This is a genomic window from Acinetobacter sp. YH16040_T (genome assembly GCF_024605785.1).
In the GTDB taxonomy this organism is placed as follows: Bacteria; Pseudomonadota; Gammaproteobacteria; order Pseudomonadales; family Moraxellaceae; genus Acinetobacter; species Acinetobacter amyesii.
This window is the reverse complement of the sequence record NZ_CP094541.1, coordinates 290,075-311,613: the sequence shown is the minus strand read 5'-3', so window position 1 is coordinate 311,613 and position 21,539 is coordinate 290,075. Positions and strand designations below refer to the sequence as shown.

At 43.0% G+C, this 21,539-nt stretch carries 16 protein-coding genes and 5 tRNA genes; 1 reads left to right on the top strand and 20 read right to left on the bottom strand.

The genetic code is table 11. The features are described from left to right. The first annotated feature begins 54 nt into the window (after positions 1-54). On the top strand, positions 55-537 hold the full coding sequence (locus MST16_RS01510) for a DUF4442 domain-containing protein (protein WP_078189823.1): 483 nt from the start codon (positions 55-57) through the stop codon (positions 535-537). A gap of 50 nt (positions 538-587) precedes the next feature. On the opposite strand, the gene MST16_RS01505 is transcribed toward MST16_RS01510, so the two are convergent. From MST16_RS01505 to gspD, 20 genes are all read right to left on the bottom strand, one after another. Next, the gene (locus MST16_RS01505; protein ID WP_078192840.1) at positions 588-944 is read right to left on the bottom strand and encodes a DNA transfer protein p32; all 357 of its coding nucleotides are present in this window, start codon (positions 942-944) and stop codon (positions 588-590) included. Positions 945-1,073: 129 nt separating this feature from the next. After that, positions 1,074-1,616 carry a hypothetical protein gene (locus tag MST16_RS01500; RefSeq protein WP_180002852.1) on the bottom strand — a complete coding sequence of 181 codons (543 nt, stop codon included), beginning with the start codon at positions 1,614-1,616 and terminating at the stop codon, positions 1,074-1,076. A gap of 160 nt (positions 1,617-1,776) precedes the next feature. Beyond that, positions 1,777-5,976, bottom strand: a complete 4,200-nt coding sequence (gene rpoC, locus MST16_RS01495) for a DNA-directed RNA polymerase subunit beta' (protein ID WP_078192842.1) — start codon at positions 5,974-5,976, stop codon at positions 1,777-1,779. A gap of 140 nt (positions 5,977-6,116) precedes the next feature. Next, on the bottom strand, positions 6,117-10,205 hold the full coding sequence (rpoB, locus tag MST16_RS01490) for a DNA-directed RNA polymerase subunit beta (RefSeq protein ID WP_180002850.1): 4,089 nt from the start codon (positions 10,203-10,205) through the stop codon (positions 6,117-6,119). A 304-nt stretch (positions 10,206-10,509) separates the two neighbouring features. Next, a complete protein-coding gene (gene rplL / locus MST16_RS01485) occupies positions 10,510-10,881 on the bottom strand; it encodes a 50S ribosomal protein L7/L12 (protein ID WP_078189828.1) in 372 nt (123 codons plus the stop codon). 48 nt (positions 10,882-10,929) lie between these two features. Continuing rightward, positions 10,930-11,436 (bottom strand): 50S ribosomal protein L10, encoded by a 507-nt coding sequence (gene rplJ, locus MST16_RS01480; RefSeq protein ID WP_111885844.1) that lies wholly within the window; start codon positions 11,434-11,436, stop codon positions 10,930-10,932. Positions 11,437-11,786: 350 nt separating this feature from the next. After that, positions 11,787-12,482, bottom strand: coding sequence for a 50S ribosomal protein L1 (gene rplA, locus MST16_RS01475; RefSeq protein ID WP_078189830.1), 696 nt, complete (start codon positions 12,480-12,482; stop codon positions 11,787-11,789). Positions 12,483-12,485: 3 nt separating this feature from the next. Next, a complete protein-coding gene (gene rplK / locus MST16_RS01470; protein ID WP_004868049.1) occupies positions 12,486-12,914 on the bottom strand; it encodes a 50S ribosomal protein L11 in 429 nt (142 codons plus the stop codon). A gap of 115 nt (positions 12,915-13,029) precedes the next feature. Continuing rightward, a complete protein-coding gene (gene nusG / locus MST16_RS01465) occupies positions 13,030-13,563 on the bottom strand; it encodes a transcription termination/antitermination protein NusG (RefSeq protein WP_078189831.1) in 534 nt (177 codons plus the stop codon). Between the two features lie 7 nt (positions 13,564-13,570). Next, positions 13,571-14,011, bottom strand: a complete 441-nt coding sequence (secE, locus tag MST16_RS01460) for a preprotein translocase subunit SecE (RefSeq protein ID WP_078189832.1) — start codon at positions 14,009-14,011, stop codon at positions 13,571-13,573. 76 nt (positions 14,012-14,087) lie between these two features. After that, positions 14,088-14,163: transfer RNA gene (locus tag MST16_RS01455), tRNA-Trp, on the bottom strand. A 55-nt stretch (positions 14,164-14,218) separates the two neighbouring features. Then, positions 14,219-15,409 (bottom strand): elongation factor Tu, encoded by a 1,191-nt coding sequence (gene tuf / locus MST16_RS01450; RefSeq protein WP_078190047.1) that lies wholly within the window; start codon positions 15,407-15,409, stop codon positions 14,219-14,221. A gap of 154 nt (positions 15,410-15,563) precedes the next feature. Then, positions 15,564-15,638, bottom strand: a tRNA-Thr gene (locus MST16_RS01445). Positions 15,639-15,661: 23 nt separating this feature from the next. Continuing rightward, positions 15,662-15,737, bottom strand: a tRNA-Gly gene (locus tag MST16_RS01440). Between the two features lie 38 nt (positions 15,738-15,775). Next, positions 15,776-15,859 (bottom strand) — tRNA-Tyr (locus MST16_RS01435). A gap of 54 nt (positions 15,860-15,913) precedes the next feature. Then, positions 15,914-15,989: transfer RNA gene (locus MST16_RS01430), tRNA-Thr, on the bottom strand. Positions 15,990-16,087: 98 nt separating this feature from the next. Continuing rightward, entirely contained in the window at positions 16,088-17,581 is a 1,494-nt protein-coding gene (gene trpE / locus MST16_RS01425; protein ID WP_168379029.1) for an anthranilate synthase component I, read from the bottom strand. A gap of 117 nt (positions 17,582-17,698) precedes the next feature. Next, on the bottom strand, positions 17,699-18,367 hold the full coding sequence (locus MST16_RS01420) for a phosphoglycolate phosphatase (protein ID WP_180002846.1): 669 nt from the start codon (positions 18,365-18,367) through the stop codon (positions 17,699-17,701). A gap of 77 nt (positions 18,368-18,444) precedes the next feature. Next, on the bottom strand, positions 18,445-19,194 hold the full coding sequence (locus tag MST16_RS01415; protein WP_180012116.1) for an FHA domain-containing protein: 750 nt from the start codon (positions 19,192-19,194) through the stop codon (positions 18,445-18,447). A 77-nt stretch (positions 19,195-19,271) separates the two neighbouring features. After that, entirely contained in the window at positions 19,272-21,503 is a 2,232-nt protein-coding gene (gspD, locus tag MST16_RS01410) for a type II secretion system secretin GspD (RefSeq protein ID WP_180002842.1), read from the bottom strand. Positions 21,504-21,539: the final 36 nt, after the last annotated feature.

The following is a 21,539-nucleotide window of genomic DNA, read 5'->3' as shown; positions in this document are numbered from 1 at the left end:
AGTTTTGAAACTCATTTAGTATGCAAAGTTCAGCATAAAAAAAATTGACCCAGTATGAGCATAATCCAGAAAATAATGACAATGCCTATTGTCTCTAAATTCTTACTCAATCATTATGCCCCTTATAAAGGTGCTGGCATTTCGATTGATAAAATTGATCTCGCCAATTATCACATTCGCGTCAAAATGCCATTAACTCGAAAAAATCAAAATATTGTCGGTGTACATTTTGGCGGTAGTCTATATTCAATGGTTGACCCATTTTATATGTTGATTTTGATGCATCACCTTGGCTCACGTTATATCGTGTGGGACAAAGCGGCAAATATCCAATTTTTATCTCCCGGGCGTGGAACGGTATACGCCGACATCCAGCTCGACCCAAATGAAATCAATCATATTAAAAACTTAGCAGATAACCACGCACCTGTTTTACGGAACTATAGCTTAAATATTTTTGATGAAGCAGGCTTACGTATCGCTGAAGTTCAAAAAACCCTATACATTCGTCGCAAGCAACCCCGTCCACGCAAATAAAAAAGGCGCTTATCTTTAAGCGCCTTTTCATTCAATTTTATCGGATTGGATTAGCGATTTTGCTCAATTGCAGCACCTGCACCACCACCGATTGCACCACCAATCGCAGCACCAGTGTTACCACCAAAGATACTTTTACCGACTGCAGAACCAATCGCACCACCTACACCACTATATGTAGCATTTCGGTTTGAACCATTTTGAGTTTTACTACCGACAGCTGCACCAGCGCCACCACCAACGGCTGCACCTACACCACCACCGACATTATTACCCACACCACCACCAATGGCACCACCTAAAGCTGCAGCACCAATACGCTGTTCATTGGGCGACATGCTTTCACAACCAGCAAGCATTAGGGTCGACATCATCGCGACTGCGCATACGCTCATTACTTTTTTCATTGTGATGTTCCTTGTCTTCTTCAATACCTATGATTCTAAAACCATTGTATGAAACAATTAAACATAGCTTGTTACGGCTTGGAGCATAAATGCTGCATTTTGTAAAAACCACGCCTAATCGCTTACGAATCACTCAGGGTTTTCATCCAAAATCATCAAATCTTTTGTTGTTTCACCATTTTCAGTCAGCACAGCATGAGAGAGTTTGGCTTTGCTTTCTGGATCTGTTACCTGATCTAGTTTTAGCGTGCGTTTAATCGGTTCCTGCCCTTTCTTAAACTCTACACCTTCTGCATCAATATTGGTGTTTTGACGAATAATCTGACCGTCCTGCTTCACCGTAGTCTTGGTTTCAATTTTAGAAGTCGGGATGATGACACCACCACGTTGTACTACTGGAATCGATAATTTCTTTTCAGAAAAATCACTTTGGTGATCTGAAAGTTCAATTTCACGTGCCACGATATCCTGACCTTTATTGGTCATTTCTAACACTGTTGCAGTTACTTGGCGTACAGGTTCTTGACCTGCAACACGGCGAATCACTTCTGTTTTTAGTACTGGAACTACAGCTTTATCTTCTACCACAATCGAATTGGGCATAGGTGCAGCAATCGCTGTCAATGAGCTGAATAATGCAGAAACTGCGAATAATTGCTGTGTGAATTTCATCAAAAGACCCCGTTATGTTTAAGTTTAAAAATCAAGAGATTTGTTATGTTCTATTTTTACTATAGGAAATATTTCAATATTAGGAAAGCTTTAATTTTCAATTCATCCACATAAAAAAAGCCACCCGAAGGTGGCTTTTTTGGAATGATTTAAGGGCTAATTAAAGACCGTTAAATTCATCGCTAAATGCTTGGCTTAACGCTTGATCTACATCAGAGAAGTCATTGTGAAGCTCAAGCTCTGCAGCTTCAGACTCTTGACGACGACGTTCTAAGTGGTATGCCAAACCTGTACCCGCTGGGATCAGACGGCCTACAACCACGTTTTCTTTCAGACCACGTAATTCATCTTCTTTACCTGTTACAGCAGCTTCAGTTAACACACGAGTTGTTTCCTGGAACGATGCAGCAGAAATGAACGAGTCAGTAGAAAGCGACGCTTTGGTAATACCCATCAATTGACGTTCAAACTTCGCTGGGAACTTGTTCTGAGCTGCCACAGCTTGGTTTTCTTGAACAACGCGGATGTATTCCACTTGCTCGCCTTTGATGAAGCTTGTATCACCACCGTCAGTGATTTCAACTTTACGAAGCATTTGACGTACGATCACTTCAATGTGCTTGTCGTTGATTTTTACACCTTGCAGACGGTATACGTCCTGAACTTCGTTCACGATGTAATTTGTCAGTGCAACTTCGCCTTTCAAACGTAAGATGTCGTGTGGATTTTGCGGACCATCAGAAATGGTTTCACCACGGTTTACATGTTCGCCTTCGAACACGTTAATCGTACGCCATTTCGGAATTAGCTCTTCGTAAATTTCAGAGCCATCATCCGGAGTAATCACAAGACGGTTCTTACCTTTGGTCTCTTTACCGAAGCTTACGATACCTGAAATTTCAGCAAGGATCGCGTGTTCTTTCGGTTTACGTGCTTCGAACAAGTCAGCTACGCGTGGAAGACCACCGGTAATATCACGAGTACGTGAAGATTCTTGTGGCACACGACCAATAACATCACCGACACCAATTGTTTCGCCATCGCGCACAGTCAGAATCGTGTTTTGTGGTAGGAAGTAGAACTGTTCGCCGCCATCTGTTGTATCCAATACAACAGCTGGACGCATATCTTTACCAGATGCTGGACGTGAAGTTACTGGAAGTACCTCAATAGTCGTCATACCTGTTGCATCATCAGTTTTCGATGTCACAGTTACGCCATCAGCGATTTGGCTGAAACGCACTTTACCTGCAACTTCGGTAACAAGTGGATGTGTATGCGGATCCCAAGTCGCTACGATACCGCCAGCTTCCACAGCTTCGCCATCTTTAATGATGATTGAAGCACCGTATGGAATTTTGTAACGTTCGCGTTCACGACCGATGTCATCTGCGATACCGATTTCACCTGAACGTGAAGTTGATACCAAGTGACCTTTAGCGTGTTGTACTGTTTTCACATTGTGGAAACGTACTGTACCTTTGTTACGAACTTGTACGCTGTTAGCAGCAGAAGTTCGGCTCGCAGCACCACCTACGTGGAACGTACGCATTGTTAACTGTGTACCTGGCTCACCAATTGATTGAGCAGCCATTACACCCACAGATTCACCTGGATTCACCAAGTGACCGCGAGCAAGGTCACGACCGTAACATTTCGCACATACACCGAAAGTAGATTCACAGTTTACAACTGAACGTACTTTCACTTCATCGACACCTTGCTCTTCTAAGTAGTTTGCAAGTTTTTCGTCGATTAAAGTATTACGTGGAAGAATCACATCATCCGAACCTGGTTTCTTCGCATCTTCAGCAAGTACACGACCCAATACTCGAGTACCTAAGTTCTCGATGACATCGCCACCTTGAATGAACGGAGTCATTACAAGACCGTCGAAAGTACCACAATCTGGCTCAGTAATTACCAAGTCTTGTGCAACGTCAACCAAACGACGAGTCAAGTAACCTGAGTTCGCAGTTTTCAATGCAGTATCGGCCAAACCTTTACGTGCACCGTGTGTTGAAATGAAGTACTGAAGTACGGTCAAACCTTCACGGAAGTTCGCTTTAATTGGTGTTTCAATGATCGAACCATCTGGTTTCGCCATCAAACCACGCATACCCGCTAACTGACGAATCTGAGCTGCCGAACCACGGGCACCTGAGTCAGACATCATGTAGATCGAGTTGAATGATTTTTGTTTCTCGTCTTCACCCTGTTTGTTTTTAACAGTTGTGAAAGACAAGTTGTCCATCATCGCTTTCGCTACTTGGTCGTTTGTACGTGCCCAAATATCGACAACTTTGTTATAACGTTCGCCGGCAGTTACGAAACCTTGCTCGAATTGTTGTTCAATTTCGCGAACTTCAACTTCAGCTTTTTCGATAATTGCTTGTTTTTGTGGCGGAATCAACATGTCTTCCATACCAACAGACACACCTGAGTGAGTCGCTTGACGGAAGCCCAAGTACATCAATTGGTCAGCGAAGATAACAGTATCTTTAAGACCTAATTTACGGTAGCAAGAGTTGATCAATTTAGAGATGTTCTTTTTCGTCATCTCAACGTTGATTTGTTGGAAATCCATACCTTCAGGTACAACTTCCCAAAGTAAACAACGACCTGGAGTTGTGTCTACAACAATGGTTTGTTGTTCACGGTTACCATTTTCGTCAATGACTGTTTGGTGTACACGTGCTTTTACGCGAGCGTGTAAATCAACTTGACCTGTTGCAAGTGCACGGTTTACTTCGTCAGTATCCGCAAACACCATACCTTCACCTTTGGCATTGATCGCATCACGAGTGATGTAGTACAAGCCTAAGACAACGTCCTGAGAAGGTACGATGATTGGCTCACCGTTCGCAGGAGAAAGAATGTTGTTTGTTGACATCATTAACGCACGAGCTTCTAACTGAGCTTCAAGTGTTAATGGTACGTGTACCGCCATTTGGTCACCGTCGAAGTCGGCGTTAAATGCCGCACAAACTAACGGGTGAAGACGGATCGCTTTACCTTCAATCAGGGTTGGTTCAAATGCTTGAAGACCCAAACGGTGAAGTGTAGGCGCACGGTTTAACATCACCGGGTGTTGACGAATTACGTGAGCAAGTACGTCCCAAACTTCTGGAGTTTCACGCTCAACCATTTTCTTCGCAGCTTTAATGGTTGTCGCTTGGCCAGATGCTTGTAGTTTCGCGAAAATGAATGGTTTGAATAATTCAAGCGCCATTTTTTTCGGAAGACCACATTGGTGAAGACGTAAAGTCGGACCTACAGTAATTACCGAACGACCAGAGTAATCGACACGTTTACCCAATAAGTTTTGACGGAAACGACCTTGTTTACCTTTGATCATGTCTGCCAAAGATTTAAGAGGACGTTTGTTCGAACCAGTAATTGCACGACCACGACGACCGTTATCAAGCAATGCATCTACAGACTCTTGTAACATACGTTTTTCGTTACGTACAATAATGTCTGGTGCTGCAAGGTCTAGAAGACGTTTTAAACGGTTGTTACGGTTGATTACACGACGGTAAAGATCGTTCAAGTCAGAAGTCGCAAAACGACCACCTTCTAGAGGGACCAACGGACGAAGATCAGGTGGAAGTACTGGAAGTACATTCATCACCATCCATTCTGGTTTGTTGTTCGACTCTTTGAACGCTTCCATCAATTTCAGACGTTTAGAGGCTTTTTTAAGCTTCGTTTCTGAAGTTGTATTTGGAATTTCTTCACGAAGACGTGAAATTTCAGCTTCAAGATCGATGTCTTTCAACAAATCTTGAACTGCTTCTGCACCCATTTTCGCAGTGAATTCATCACCGTGTTCTTCTAAAGCAGTGAAGTATTCTTCATCGTTTAGAAGTTGGTATTTCTCAAGTGGAGTCATACCTGGGTCAGTTACAACGTATGATTCGAAATACAATACACGTTCGATATCACGTAAAGTCATGTCTAAAAGCAGACCAATACGGCTAGGAAGTGATTTTAAGAACCAAATATGCGCAACTGGAGAAGCAAGGTCAATATGACCCATACGCTCACGACGTACTTTTGCAGTTGTTACTTCAACGCCACATTTTTCACAAATGACGCCCTTGTATTTCATACGCTTGTATTTACCACACAAGCATTCGTAATCTTTTACTGGACCAAAGATTTTGGCACAGAATAAACCATCACGTTCAGGTTTGAACGTACGGTAGTTAATGGTTTCAGGCTTTTTAACTTCACCATGAGACCACGACTTAATCATTTCTGGTGACGCAAGACCAATACGGATGCGATCAAACTCTACAGGAGCATGACCGTCTGAATCCGTCTTTTTGCGCATGATATCGAGCAAGTCTTTCAATTTTTTTCTCCGTGTGTTGTGGAGATTTTCACTTCACAACTGGGTCACAAATATTGTTTTTTAACTGAGAAATCCCCCTTGCCCCTCTTGATTAAAGAGGTGAGAAGCACTGCTTCGCAAGGGAGATTCAATGGAGCTAATTAGTCACCATTTTTCAGTTCAATGTTGATACCTAAAGAACGGATCTCTTTGGTCAATACGTTGAACGATTCAGGCATACCTGGGTCCATGTAATGGTTACCATCTACAATGTTCTTATAGATACGGGTACGACCTTCAACGTCATCCGACTTCACAGTAAGCATTTCTTGAAGTGTGTATGCTGCACCGTAAGCTTCGAGTGCCCATACTTCCATCTCACCGAAACGCTGACCACCGAATTGTGCTTTACCACCAAGCGGCTGTTGAGTTACTAGAGAGTAAGAACCAGTAGAACGCGCATGCATCTTGTCGTCAACCAAGTGGTTCAGTTTCAACATGTACATGTAACCTACAGTTACTGGACGGTCAAAACGTTCACCTGTACGACCATCATACAATACTGTTTGACCAGTACGTGAAATGCCACCAAGTTCTAACAATTCTTTAATTTGTGATTCTTCAGCACCATCAAATACTGGTGTTGCTAAAGGAACACCTTTACGCAAGTTACCTGAAAGCACCAAGATTTCTTCATCAGTCAAGCTATCAAGATCTTCTTGTTCGCCACCAACTTTGTTGTAAATCTTGTCTAAGAAATCACGAAGCTCAAGTACAGTACGTTGCTCTTTCATCATCTTGTCGATTTGATCGCCAAGACCTTTAGCTGCCATACCTAAGTGAGTTTCAAGAATCTGACCCACGTTCATACGTGATGGTACACCCAGTGGGTTAAGTACAACATCAACTGGAACACCGTTTGCATCGTGTGGCATGTCTTCTACAGGCAAGATGTTTGATACAACACCTTTGTTACCGTGACGACCCGCCATTTTATCACCCGGTTGGATGCGACGTTTTACAGCCAAGTAAACTTTAACAACTTTCAATACGCCAGTTGTCAGTTCATCGCCTGTAGAAAGTTTGCGTTTTTTCTCTGCAAATTTCTCGTCAATTTCAAGGCTCTTCTCTTTCAAGAACACTTGAATTTGAGTTAAACGTTCAGCAATCGCTTCGTCGACTGGTTGGATTTCAATAAGATCAACCAACTCAAGACCAGACAATAACTCTTCAGTTAATTTGTCACCGCGTTTAGTTGTACCGCCACCGTTAGATTCTTGACCTTTCAATAGACGAACAATACGTTCACGAGCCGCTTCTTCGAAGATTTTGTATTCTTCTTTCAAGTCTTTACGGTAAGCATCAAGTTGTGCTTTCTCAATTGCTTGAGCACGTTCGTCTTTTTCAAGACCGTCACGTGTAAATACTTGAACGTCAATTACAGTACCTTTCACAGATGAAGATACGCGTAATGAAGAGTCTTTTACGTCAGCCGCTTTTTCACCGAAGATTGCACGAAGCAATTTTTCTTCCGGAGTTAACTGCGTTTCACCTTTAGGCGTTACTTTACCGACAAGAATGTCACCCGCAGTAACTTCAGCACCGATATAAACGATACCTGATTCATCCAATTTAGAAAGTGCAGCTTCACCCACATTCGGGATATCCGCTGTAATTTCTTCAGCACCCAATTTGGTATCACGTGCAACACATGAAAGCTCTTGGATGTGGATAGACGTTAAACGATCTTCTTGAAGTACACGCTCTGAAAGTAAGATCGAGTCTTCGTAGTTGTAACCGTTCCAAGTCATGAACGCTACACGCATGTTTTGACCCAATGCCAATTCACCGCCATCTGTTGATGGACCATCAGCAAGAACGTCACCACGTGCAACTTTGTCACCTAAACGTACAACAACGTTTTGGTTGATACATGTATTTTGGTTCGAACGGGTGTATTTGATCAGGTTGTAGATATCTACACCTGCTTCGCCTGCCACCATCTCTTCTTCGTTTACACGAATAACGACACGAGAAGCATCAACGAACTCAATACGACCACCACGTTTCGCAAGTACACAAACACCCGAGTCATGCGCTACGTTTGCTTCCATACCTGTACCAACAAGCGGTTTGTCAGCACGTAAAGTAGGAACAGCCTGACGCTGCATGTTTGAACCCATCAATGCACGGTTGGCATCATCGTGTTCAAGGAATGGAATAAGTGATGCTGCTACAGATACAACCTGCTGAGCAGATACATCCATATGCGTTACTTTTTCTGGTGGAATACGTACGAATTCACCTTGGTGACGTACAGATACGAATTCTTCAGTTAAGTTACCGTCTTTATCGATACCAGAATCGGCCTGTGCAATTACAGTACCTACTTCTTCAATCGCAGAAAGGTATTCAACGTCATCCGTTACACGACCATCAACAACTTTACGGTATGGAGTTTCCAAGAAACCGAAGTTATTACATTTCGCATAAACAGAAAGTGAGTTGATCAAACCAATGTTTGGACCTTCAGGAGTCTCAATTGGACATACACGACCGTAGTGAGTTTGATGTACGTCACGTACTTCGAAGCCCGCACGCTCACGAGTCAAACCACCTGGGCCCAATGCTGATACACGACGTTTGTGTGTAATTTCAGACAACGGGTTGTTTTGGTCCATGAACTGAGACAACTGGCTTGAACCAAAGAATTCTTTGATAGCAGCAGCGACTGGTTTCGCATTGATTAAATCTTGCGGAGACAAGTTATCAGTTTCAGCTTGAGATAAACGTTCTTTAACAGCACGTTCAACACGAACTAGACCAACACGGAATTGGTTTTCTGTCATTTCACCAACAGAACGAACACGACGGTTACCCAAGTGATCGATATCGTCGACTTCACCTTTACCGTTACGGATTTCAACTAATGTTTTCAATACATCAGTGATGTCTTCGTTCGAAAGAATACCTTCAACTTCACGAGACTTCTGATCCGTACCCACTTCGTAAGGACGACCCAAACGACGGTTGAACTTCATACGACCTACTGGTGATAAATCATAACGTTCAGAAGAGAAGAACAAGTTGTTGAATAAGTTTTCAGCAGCTTCTTTTGTTGGTGGCTCACCTGGACGCATCACTTTGTAGATTTCTACAAGTGCTTCTTCACGACCAGTTGTAGTATCTGCACGTAAAGAATCCGCAATGAATGGACCACGGTCGATATCATTGGTATAAAGTACGTTGAATTGTTTAACGCCGCCTTCAGCCAATTTCACCATAATTTCATGGCTAAGCACGGTATTTGCCGCAACAACTTCGCCATCACGTAACGTTACATCTTCAGCAACAATACGTTCATATAGGTATTCATCAGGAACAGAAAGTTTTTCAAGACCTGCTGCTTCCATTTGACGAACATGGCGCGCGTTAATACGTTTACCTTGTTCAACAATTGTTTTACCGTCTGTACCCACGATATCAAACTGTGCCATTTCGCCACGTAGACGTTCTGGAACCAAGTCAATTTGATAGCTACCCATATCAAGATATACAGGTACTTTTTCGTAGAACATGTCTAGGATTTGTTCGTTGTTATAACCCAAGGCACGAAGCACAACAGTCGCAAGTAATTTACGACGACGGTCAATACGAACATATACAAGATCTTTTGCATCGAATTCAAAGTCTAGCCATGAACCACGGTAAGGAATGATACGAGCAGAATAAAGAACTTTACCGCTAGAGTGAGTTTTGCCTTTATCGTGGTCAAAGAATACACCTGGTGAACGGTGTAATTGAGATACGATTACACGCTCAGTACCATTGATTACAAAGGTACCATTGTCTGTCATAAGTGGCATTTCACCCATGTAGACTTCTTGCTCACGCACATCTTTGATTGTTTTAGTTTCGCGATCTTTAATGATCAGACGAATTTTTACACGCATTGGCGCCGCATAAGTTGAGCCACGAAGAATACATTCGCGCACATCAAATTCAGGCTTACCAAGACTATACTCAACAAATTCTAAAGCAGCATTGCCAGAATAACTTTCAATAGGAAAAACTGAACGAAATGCGGCTTGGAGACCGATATCTTCGCGGTTTTTTGGAGTTTTGCCGTCTTGAAGGAAAGTTCGGTACGAGTCGACTTGAATCGCGAGCAAGTACGGAACATCCATTACCTTGGGCAATTTACCAAAATTCTTACGGATCCGTTTCTTTTCGGTATATGAGTATGCCATCTGGAGTCCTCGGAAAGTAAACTAAGTCCGCCTGCAGAACGAACTTAGAAGGAATTACGCAGGCCGATATGGCCACCACTTTCACAAATGCTGCAATTTTTAGTGGTATTAAAACGCTTAACAATATTTTTTTACTGAAAAATATTGGTAAGCGTTTGGTTTTATAAATTATTTTTAATTTGTATGATTTTTATATCATGCAAACAAAAATCGAGCCGATAATTGTAACGCAAAAAGGCTGATGACCCAAGGGCCACCAGCCATTTTTTGGAGCCGATTATAAAAAAATCGACTCCCCTTAAGATTACTTAAGTGTAACTGTAGCACCAGCTTCTTCAAGTTTTTTCTTAAGTTCTTCGCCTTCTTCTTTAGAAACGCCTTCTTTAAGAACTGAAGGAGCGCTTTCAACAAGATCTTTAGCTTCTTTAAGACCAAGGCCAGTAGCTTCACGAACTGCTTTAATTACAGCAACTTTGTTAGCACCGAAAGAAGTCAACTCAACGTTGAATTCTGATTGTTCTTCAGCAGCAGCACCAGCAGCGCCAGGAGCAGCAGCAACTGCTACAGCAGCAGCAGATACGTTGAATTTTTCTTCGAAAGCAGAAATAAGTTCAACAAGTTCAAGAACAGTTTTTTCAGCAACTGCGTTTAAGATTTCTTCGTTTGTTAAAGCCATGAGAGTAACTCCAAATGGGTATTGAATGGTGTGTAAATTGATTTAAGCTTAAGCAGCTTCTGACTCGTTTTTCTCTTTGAGCGCTGTAATAAGGCGACCCAATTTCGAAATAGGAGCTTGAAGAACGTTTGCAAGCATAGTAAGCGCTTTCTCTTGGTTTGGAAGGTTCGCGATAACGCTAACTTCAGCACCTTGATAAACTTTACCGTCAAATGCAGCAGCTTTAAGTTCAAATGCTTTATTAGTTTTAGCAAATTCTTCGAACAAACGAGCAGCTGCGCCCATGTCGTCTTCAGAAGTTGAGAAAGCTAAGATTGTTGGGCCAACAAGGTTGTCGCTCAAGATATTGAATTGAGTATCTTGAAGAGCACGTTTAGCCAAAGTGTTACGAACTACGCGAGTAGCAACACCTAGTTTACGAGCTTCAACACGTAGAGCAGTTAATTGCTCAACAGTTAAACCTTGATAGTCAGCAACAACAGCAGCATACGCAGTAGAAGCAACTTCAGTTACTTCAGCTACGATCTGTTTTTTGCCTTCGATAAGAAGAGCCATTGTAAAACCTCCTAACGGTGATTTATGCACCTATACAGATGCACTCCCAATTCGTTAGCTCATCACTGAACCAACACGCGGAGGAGGAACAAATCACACCACCGCGTCTACTCAGGCTGGGCTATTAAGAAGAAAGCATAAAACTCCCCTCGCCTGAGGTCTTTGACGCTGATAAATCTAAATTTATCAATTCAAAGTTTGCCTGAGGGGCGATCAGCAAAGTACCGCTTTGCCGACCCGCAAGACGAGAAACTATGCTTCGAGTGAAGCAAATATCTTTTCTTGCGTAAAAATCAAAGCAGCGCTTTGATTTTTACTCAGGGCTTTAAAATTCTGTAATAAGTCGAAACTTATTTAGAAACGTTTGCTACATCAACAACAAGACCAGGACCCATAGTTGAGCTTAAAGTGATCTTTTGGATGTAAACACCTTTAGAAGTAGCAGGTTTTGCTTTCTTAAGGTCAGCTACAAGAGCTTCAACGTTTGAACGAACAGCTTCAGCAGTGAAACCTACTTGACCGATCGCAGCGTGGATAATACCCGCTTTGTCTACACGGTAACGTGCTTGACCAGCTTTCGCGTTTTTAACAGCAGAAGCTACGTCAGGAGTTACAGTACCCACTTTAGGGTTTGGCATTAAGCCACGTGGACCAAGAATCGTACCTAACTTACCAACAACGCGCATTGCATCCGGAGCTGCAATTACTACATCAAAGTCAAGGTTACCCGCTTGGATGCTTTCAGCAAGGTCATCAAAACCAACAACGTCCGCGCCTTCAGCTTTAGCAGCTTCAGCAGCAGCGCCTTGAGCAAACACAGCTACACGTACAGTTTTACCAGTACCTGCAGGAAGTGTAGTCGCGCCACGAACAACTTGGTCAGATTTACGAGGATCAACACCTAGGTTTACAGCAACATCCAAAGATTCTTTGAATTTTACTGCTGGAAGGCCGTTAAGAACTGCAACTGCTTCTTCCAAAGTGTAAACTTTGTTAGCTTCAACAGCAGCAACAATGGCTTTTTGACGTTTAGTTAATTTAGCCATGTCTTATAGCTCCACTTCCAAGCCCATAGAACGCGCAGAACCAGCAATGGTACGTACACGTGCGTCTAAATCAGCACCAGTAAGATCTGGTTCTTTAGTAGTCGCAATTTCTTCTAATTGAGCGCGAGTCAACTTACCAACTTTAGTTTTGTTAGGTACAGCTGAACCCTTTTGGATGCCCGCAGCTTTCTTAAGAAGAATCGCAGCAGGAGGAGTTTTCATGATGAATGTGAACGACTTGTCGTTGTACACAGTGATCACTACTGGAATTGGAAGACCAGCTTCAACTTTTTGTGTCGCAGCATTGAATTCTTTACAGAATGCCATGATGTTAACACCACGTTGACCTAGTGCAGGACCAATCGGTGGAGATGGATTTGCTTTACCAGCTGGAACTTGCAGCTTGATATAGCCGTCAATCTTCTTAGCCATTTCAATTACCTCTGGGTACTAACGCCGCTAGGCTCCCCATACATATAAGTAACGATACCGTTACAACAACAATGCCCGACTCATAACAAATCGGGCGTTTATCAACCAAGTTAAATTAAACCGATTTTTCGACTTGGCGAAATTCCAGCTCAACCTGAGTTGGTCGATTAAATACATTAATCGTCAACGTTAAACGTGACTTATCGTATAGAACTTCTTCCACCACGCCTTTAAAATCGGTGAATGGACCGTCAATTACGAGTAATTCTTCACCTGGTTCAAACATCGTCTTAGGACGAGGTGCTTCGCCAGTATTGCGTACACGTGCAAGAATCGCATCAGCTTCTTTTTGCGTAATTGGTGCAGGTTTTTCTGCAGTACCACCAATGAAACCTAATACTTTTGGACATTCTTTAACAATGTGCCAAGTTTCATCATTCATTTCCATCTCGACTAATACATAGCCTGGAAAGAATTTACGCTCAGATTTACGTTTCTTACCATCCTTCATTTCCACTACTTCTTCAGTAGGGACAAGGACTTCACCAAAGCTATCGGCTACAGCGCTACGCTGGATTCGATCATTAAGTGAGCGTAACACTTGTTTTTCATAGCCTGAATAGGCATGAATAATGTACCAACGTTTCATAGCTCTCTTACCCGATAATAAACTTCATTAACCAGCTCAAAGCATAGTCAAAGCACCATAATAAAATAGATGCCACTAAGACTACCGCAAGTACCTGCCAAGATGTGGTCATGGTCTCTTGCTTGGTTGGCCAAGTCACTCGACGTAACTCAATTCGAGCATCTTTCAACAATCGAACAAAGCCTTTGCCTTGATGGGTGGCGTATAATAAACCTAAAGCCACGATGATACAAGCCAAAATTACCCCAACACGGACCCAGACATCATTCGCTGGTGCCCAGTATGCTGGCAAATGTTGATTCACCATCATAGAACTACCGAGTAAAATCAACGCGATAACCCACAGAACATAGTCTAAAGGGGAACCAGAATTAACAACTTCAGCAGGATTATTTCTTTGAGGAATTGGCGCGTCGCTTAATGCGTCACGCGATTTATCATTCGACATTTTTGTACTCGTCGTAGGATTCGCGACTTATTATATGACCAGTTGAGCCAGCATCAAGCTTCTTTTTAAAAAAATTTGGCAGGCCAGGAGGGACTCGAACCCCCAACATTCGGTTTTGGAGACCGACGCTCTACCAATTGAACTACTGACCTGCAGAGCAAATCGAGAGTCGAAACTCTCGATCTGTACAAAGATAACTGTATTATATTATGCAGTTACTTTAGAAACAACACCCGCACCAACTGTACGACCACCTTCACGGATCGCGAAGCGTAAGCCAGCGTCCATTGCGATTGGGTGGATTAATTCTACTGACATTTCTACATTGTCACCAGGCATAACCATTTCTACGCCTTCTTTAAGCGCGATCGCACCAGTTACGTCAGTTGTACGGAAGTAGAACTGTGGACGGTAACCGTTAAGGAATGGAGTATGACGACCACCTTCGTCTTTAGAAAGTACGTATACTTCTGCGTCGAATTTAGTATGCGGTTTGATTGTACCTGGTTTAGCAAGTACTTGACCACGTTGAACGTCTTCACGTTTAGTACCACGTAGAAGAACACCACAGTTCTCGCCCGCACGACCTTCGTCAAGAAGTTTACGGAACATTTCTACGCCAGTTACAGTTGTTTTAACTGTATCTTTAATACCAACGATTTCAACTTCTTCGCCTACTTTCACGATACCAGTTTCAACACGGCCAGTTACTACTGTACCACGACCTGAAATTGAGAATACGTCTTCGATTGGCATAAGGAATGCAAGGTCGATAGCACGTTCTGGCTCTGGGATGTAAGAGTCAAGAGCTTCAACAAGAGCAACTACAGCGTCTTCGCCGTATTGACCAGCTTCACCATTAAGCGCTGCAAGAGCAGAACCACGGATTACTGGAGTGTCGTCGCCTGGGAAGTCATAAGTAGAAAGAAGTTCACGAACTTCCATTTCTACTAATTCAAGAAGCTCTTCATCGTCAACAAGGTCGCATTTGTTTAAGAATACAACGATGTAAGGTACACCTACCTGACGAGAAAGAAGGATGTGTTCACGAGTTTGTGGCATTGGACCGTCAGTCGCAGCACATACAAGGATCGCACCATCCATTTGCGCAGCACCAGTAATCATGTTTTTAACATAATCGGCGTGACCTGGGCAGTCTACGTGAGCGTAGTGACGGATTGGAGAATCGTATTCTACGTGTGAAGTATTAATTGTAATACCACGTGCTTTTTCTTCTGGTGCAGAGTCGATTGCAGCGTAATCTTTCGCTTCACCACCGAATTTTTTTGCACATACAGTTGCAATCGCAGCTGTTAAAGTCGTTTTACCATGGTCAACGTGACCGATTGTGCCCACGTTAACGTGTGGCTTATTACGTTCAAACTTAGCCTTAGCCATGCTTTTCTTCCTCGTTTACGTCGAACACAATTCTGAGTAAAACCCAGCTCCGACATATCGCCTAAAAAAATAAACACCCAATACTTGAAAAGCAGACTAAAAAGCCTGCTTCTGGAATCTTGTGCAACATTTAAAGTTGCTAAACTGTAAAATCTGGAGCTCTTATCGAGATTTGAACTCGAGACCTCTCCCTTACCAAGGGAGTGCTCTACCACTGAGCTATAAGAGCAAATATAAGCACTTCAATAGATATGGAGCGGGAGACGAGGGTCGAACTCGCGACATGTAGCTTGGAAGGCTACCGCTCTACCAACTGAGCTACTCCCGCACGATGTTGGTACAAACCACTTATTGAAGTCTTAAAATTGGTGGTGAGGGAAGGATTCGAACCTTCGAAACTTTCGTAGCGGAGTTACAGTCCGCCCCCTTTGACCGCTCGGGAACCTCACCATTTTACACTTACTTCAGTGTCGTTCTTTCTACTCACTCTCAAACTTTCTAAGATGGTGCCGGCACACGGATTCGAACTGTGGACCTACTGATTACAAGTCAGTTGCTCTACCAACTGAGCTATGCCGGCATTTCTTAGTGTTTCGTACGTTTCGTATCGGAACGGTGTGCAGTTTAGCAAATCTTGAAATCCTTGCAAGTGTTTTTTCTAAAAAAAACGTGAAAAACTCATAAAATCAATCCATTTGATGATAATTCAACCGCTTTGATCACTGCGCGAGCTTTTATTTGGGTTTCATTCCACTCTGATTCAGGATTTGAGTCATAAACTACCCCTGCCCCAGCTTGAACATAAACCTTATTTTCTCGAATGACACAGGTACGAATCGCAATCGACATGTCCATTTCGCCATGCCAGCCTAAATAACCAACAGCACCACCAAAAATTCCACGTTTTACTGGTTCAACTTCGTCAATAATTTCCATAGCACGGATTTTTGGTGCGCCTGAAAGCGTGCCCGCAGGGAATGTTGCCTTAAAAACATCCAAAGCATCGACATCATCACGCACTTCACCTTGTACATTTGACACAATGTGCATGACATGCGAATAACGCTCGATCACCATTTGATCAGTCACGTGAACTTTACCGATTTTAGAAACGCGTCCGACATCATTTCGACCCAAATCGATCAACATCAAATGCTCTGCAATTTCTTTTTCATCAGATAGCAAATCTTTTTCGAGCGCTAAATCTTCTTCTTTGGTTTTACCCCGTGGTCGCGTTCCCGCCAAAGGACGAACTGTTGCTACACCATTTTCTAGGCGGGACAAAATTTCAGGTGATGAACCGACGATATGAAAGGGAATGTCATTCTCAAGTGTTTGCCCTTGCACCAAGAACAAATATGGAGATGGATTGAGGTGACGTAGTGCACGATAGACCTGCAAAGGCTCACCATCAAAATCGGATACCATACGATGACCTGGGACAACTTGCATCACATCACCAGCTTTAATGTACTCTTTTACTTTTGCAATAGAGTCAATAAAGTTGTCGTGCCCAGTGATGGATTCAAACTGTGGTGCAGTATGCTTATTTGCTTTAAGTGCAATCGGTGTTGCCAAAAGTTCTTCCAGCTCATCCAATTGTTGCTGCGCTTGGGTATAGGCCTCGGCATCATTTACATCGGCATGCACAATTAAGAATAAGGTATCTTTGAGGTTATCAAAGACGATGACGGTTTTAGACAGCATCATCCAAATATCTGGAATCCCGACTGGGTCAGCTTCTGGAACGTTATTGAGCTTCGGTTCGATATAACGCACAGCGTCATAACCAAAGTATCCAACTAATCCGCCGGTAAAGCTCGGTAACGCTGGTAAATCTTGCTGTGTAGGGACTTTATATTGTGCTTGGAAGTCACGGATGTATTGAAATGGGTCTGCACATTGTTGTTTTTCAATCGAACCATCAACATGTTGAACGGTCAACTGCCCTTCATTACACGAAAATACGGTGGACTCACCCAAACCAATAATGGAGTAACGTGCCCAGTTTTCGCCACCCTCTACAGATTCAAATAAATAGGCTTGTTTATGTTGTTTTAATCGCGCAAAGACAGACAGCGGAGTTTCTGTATCTGCCAAGCGCTGACGATAGACTGGAATCAAGTTATATCCAGCAGATTTCAGTTGTTCAAATTGAGTTTGTGTAGTCATCTCGGTTTCTCTATATTTCGCGTGGTCAATTTCAGTTAATTTCTTCTCATGCTGATTGAGTGACGCCATCGAAAACCTACACACTTGCTCATTTTCACTTCCTTAACCCTAATTATTTCAACCCAATAATTCTTTTAAGTTATCGACCACATGCTGCGGCTGACAATCTCGAATATTTTCACCATGATTATAGCCATAGCTGACCACAATACAATCAATACCAGCACGACGTGCTGCCTCTACATCATTGACAGAATCACCCACCATCAAAATTTGCTGTTTTGGTAAGGCATAATGTTCCGCACAATACTCTAGCTGCTTGGGATGTGGTTTCCGCTCTTCAAAACGATCTCCGCCTATCACATCATCAAAGTAATCATGCATACCCAGTGCTTGCACAATACTGCGTGCCGGTTGCTCTGGTTTATTGGTTACACAAATCAGAATTTTCTGCTCTGCTTTTGCCCAATCCAAGAACGATAGAATGCCGTCAAAGGGCTGCGTCAAGACACAAGGATCGGCATTGTAAATCTTTAGAAAAGTTTCCAGTAAAAGATGGTGCTGTGCGGCATCCACCTTTCCGGTCAAGTATTCAAGTACGCTATGACAAAATAATGAAGTCCCTTTCCCAATCCAGTTTCGCACCTGCTCTTCTGTGACCAAAGGTAATTGCAACGCATTTAGACTCATATTCATCGCACGATGTAAGTCAGATGCTGAATCGACTAGCGTTCCATCCAGATCAAATAAAATCATTTGGCGTTCTGCTAAACGAACTTCAAACATAATATCCCTCTATTTTTTTGTAAATTTTCCCCATAAAAAAGGCATGCCCATGCATGCCTTTTGAGGAATGTCTCGGTTTATTTAAACAACACCCATGCAATAATTGCAAGAATGATTAAAACAATGACTGAGATTAAGCCTACAGAGGCATTTTTTTGCGCTTCACGCTCTTGCTCTACACATGTCGCTGGAATTTCTACATCACATGCTTCATTTTTCGGAGCAGCAGTAATGTCAATTCCCTCAGGGATTGGCGCAGGTTTAGGCACACCCACATTGGTCGGCATACCATCACGAGTCAATTGAACTGAACCATCACGCTCTTTCAACTCTGGCATCCCTTGATCATTCATTTGTTGTGCTGCAGTTTTAACGATAGGCTCTTGTGTCTCAGTTTCAGACGTTTTAACAACAGGTTCTTGTGCCGCAGTTTCAGAAACCGCAACAGCTTCAGACGGCTGCTGAACAGGTGTAATTTCTTCTGTTTGCAACGCTTCAACGCTTTGTTCAATATCCGCTGGGATCTGAACAGCTTTAGCTGGAGCCAATAAACTAAACTTCACACTGGCAAACTGTACAATATCACCTTCTTTTAAAAGTGATTCACCAGTCAAACGGACATCATTAATAAACGTCCCATTGGATGAATTGAGATCTTGCAACCAGAGTGCCTGATCTTTCAGTACAAAGGCAGCATGTTTACGCGATACATCAGATTCTTGTAAAACAATATCTGCTTGTTGATGACGACCCACCAACATATCTCGCTCAATACTAATTTCTTGTCCTGTTAAATCACCAGAAATTGCTTGAATTTTCCAAGTCATGAAGTTAATTCTCTATTGCTCGTTTTTTTCATCATAGCATGCAGTGGTTTCAAAGCTAAACCACCCTACTGTCTAACCTAAGGAGTTTCCGCCACTTTGCCATTCGGTACGGTTATGGTTTGGCGCTTCACTGCAGGTTCAATGGCGACTGGCGTGGAGACCACTGCCGCTGGCTGTGTGGTTTGTGGTGCTGTAGGTACCGTCTTATACACAGGGGCTGGTGCTGTACCTTTTGAAACAGGTATGCGCTGCTGATACACATCGTCCACATTTTCAGGTAATTTCGCAAAATTACCGTCATTATCCAGTGCCAGTTGCAGACTATAGAGCTGACTGTAACGTTGCTGAGACATTTTCTTCACATCAGCAGAATTTCCAACAATGGTCGGATGAATAAAGATCAGCAAATTGCGTTTACTGTTGGATTTTCCTTCCGAGCTAAAAAGTTTGCCCAGTACAGGAATAGCCCCGAGCCCCGGAACGGATTGACGCCCATGCAATGTATTGTCCGAGATCAAACCACCCAACACAATCGTTTGACCATGCTCTGCCAAGATCGAGGTTTTAATCGCACGTTTAGTCGTAACTAAGTCCGACGCTTGACCTTTATTGTCTTTTACATCAGAAACTTCTTGCTCGACCTCTAAACGCACCGAGCCGCCATCACCAATATGCGGCACAACTTTCAAAGTAACACCGACATCTTTACGCTCAATCGATGTATACGGATTGGCTGTACCACCATTGGTGGTGACCGAACCTGTCACAAATGGAACGTTTTCACCCACCACAATATAGGCTTCTTCGTTGTCCATCGTCACTATCGACGGTGTAGATAATAAATTGGATTTGGTCTTTTCTTTTAAGGCCTGAATCATCGCACCATAGAGTTTGCGCGAACCATCACTGCCTTCACGATAATCACCAAGAACTACAGAAGTACCCGCACTCACCGCGCTACCCGCACCCGCAGCACCACCAGTTAAATAACCTGCGGCAATATTTTTTAAACTAGAACCAAAGTTATCAAAGTTAATTAAGCCGATACCACTACTGATATCTCCCAACGCCCATTGCACACCGAGCTGATCGGTATCCGTGCCTTCAACTTCAATAATCGCCGCTTCGATCAGCACTTGCTGACGACGAATATCGAGCTGCTGAATCGCAGATTCAATTTCACGCATGAGCTGCGGATCTGCTTTCACAATCAGTGCATTTTGTGTGGCATCAGCAATAATACTCACGCCATTGGCATTAAAGCTTGAGATACCGTTTTGCGTATTATTGGAAGAGTTATTACTGTTGAGGTTAATACCTGAACTGGTGTTATTTTGTGAACTGAATGACTGTGAATTCGAACTGTTACTATCATTCATTAAACTGTTCATCGTGCTGCTATTTGAGCTATTCGATGAATTTGTACTCGAAACGGCCTGCCCTGTGACCAAGCCTTGTAAGATTTCTGACAAGTTTTTGGCACTTGCATACTTTAGACGAAAAACTTTCAATCCACCCAATCGATCTGCAGCAGGCACATCTAAGGTCTCAATAATCTTACGAATACGCTTACGTGTCGCTGTATCACCTTTAATGATAATACGATTGGTTCGATTGTCCGCAATAATACGAATTCGTGAACCTTTCGGGTCTTTTGATGCGCCGGTCGAACTCATCGACTCTAACAGCCCAATCATTTCTTCGGCCTGACTCGATTGCAGCGTCACGGCTTCGATATCATTTTGACCCGTTCCATCTAAATTACGAATAATCGTTTCGAGCTGGTAAATATTACTAGCACGGTCTGAGACGATCAGCGCATTGGTCCCCGCCACTGCTGACAAATGTGCAAATTGCGGCATCAGTGGACGTAGGGCTGGAATTAAGTCGTTGGCATTGGTGTTATCAAGCCAAATTACTCGGGTGACAATTTGGTCTCCAGACGCACGGTGGCGCGCATCATAAGGAATGCCCGAGCTTTTTACATTACTGTCTGGAACCAGTTTAATGGTGTTGCCCGATGGAATCGCCACCACGCCATTGACATTCAATACACCGAGAAACAGGTCATAGACTTCATTTTTATTTAAAGGCTTATTGGAAATAACCGTTACATTTCCTCGTACCCGTGGGTCAACTGCAAAATTTTTCCCCGTAATATCTGCGACTTCATTAATGAATGCCGTAAGATCTGCATCACGTAAATTGATTTTCCATGTTTGTGCATAACTTGCTGTGCTGACCATAGCAACCAAGGGCACCATGGCATAGGCAGCTAAAGTTGAACGGTTATTATTAAATAAAGCCATATACGCCTGTGTTTCCTAACCCTATAAAGTGATGAA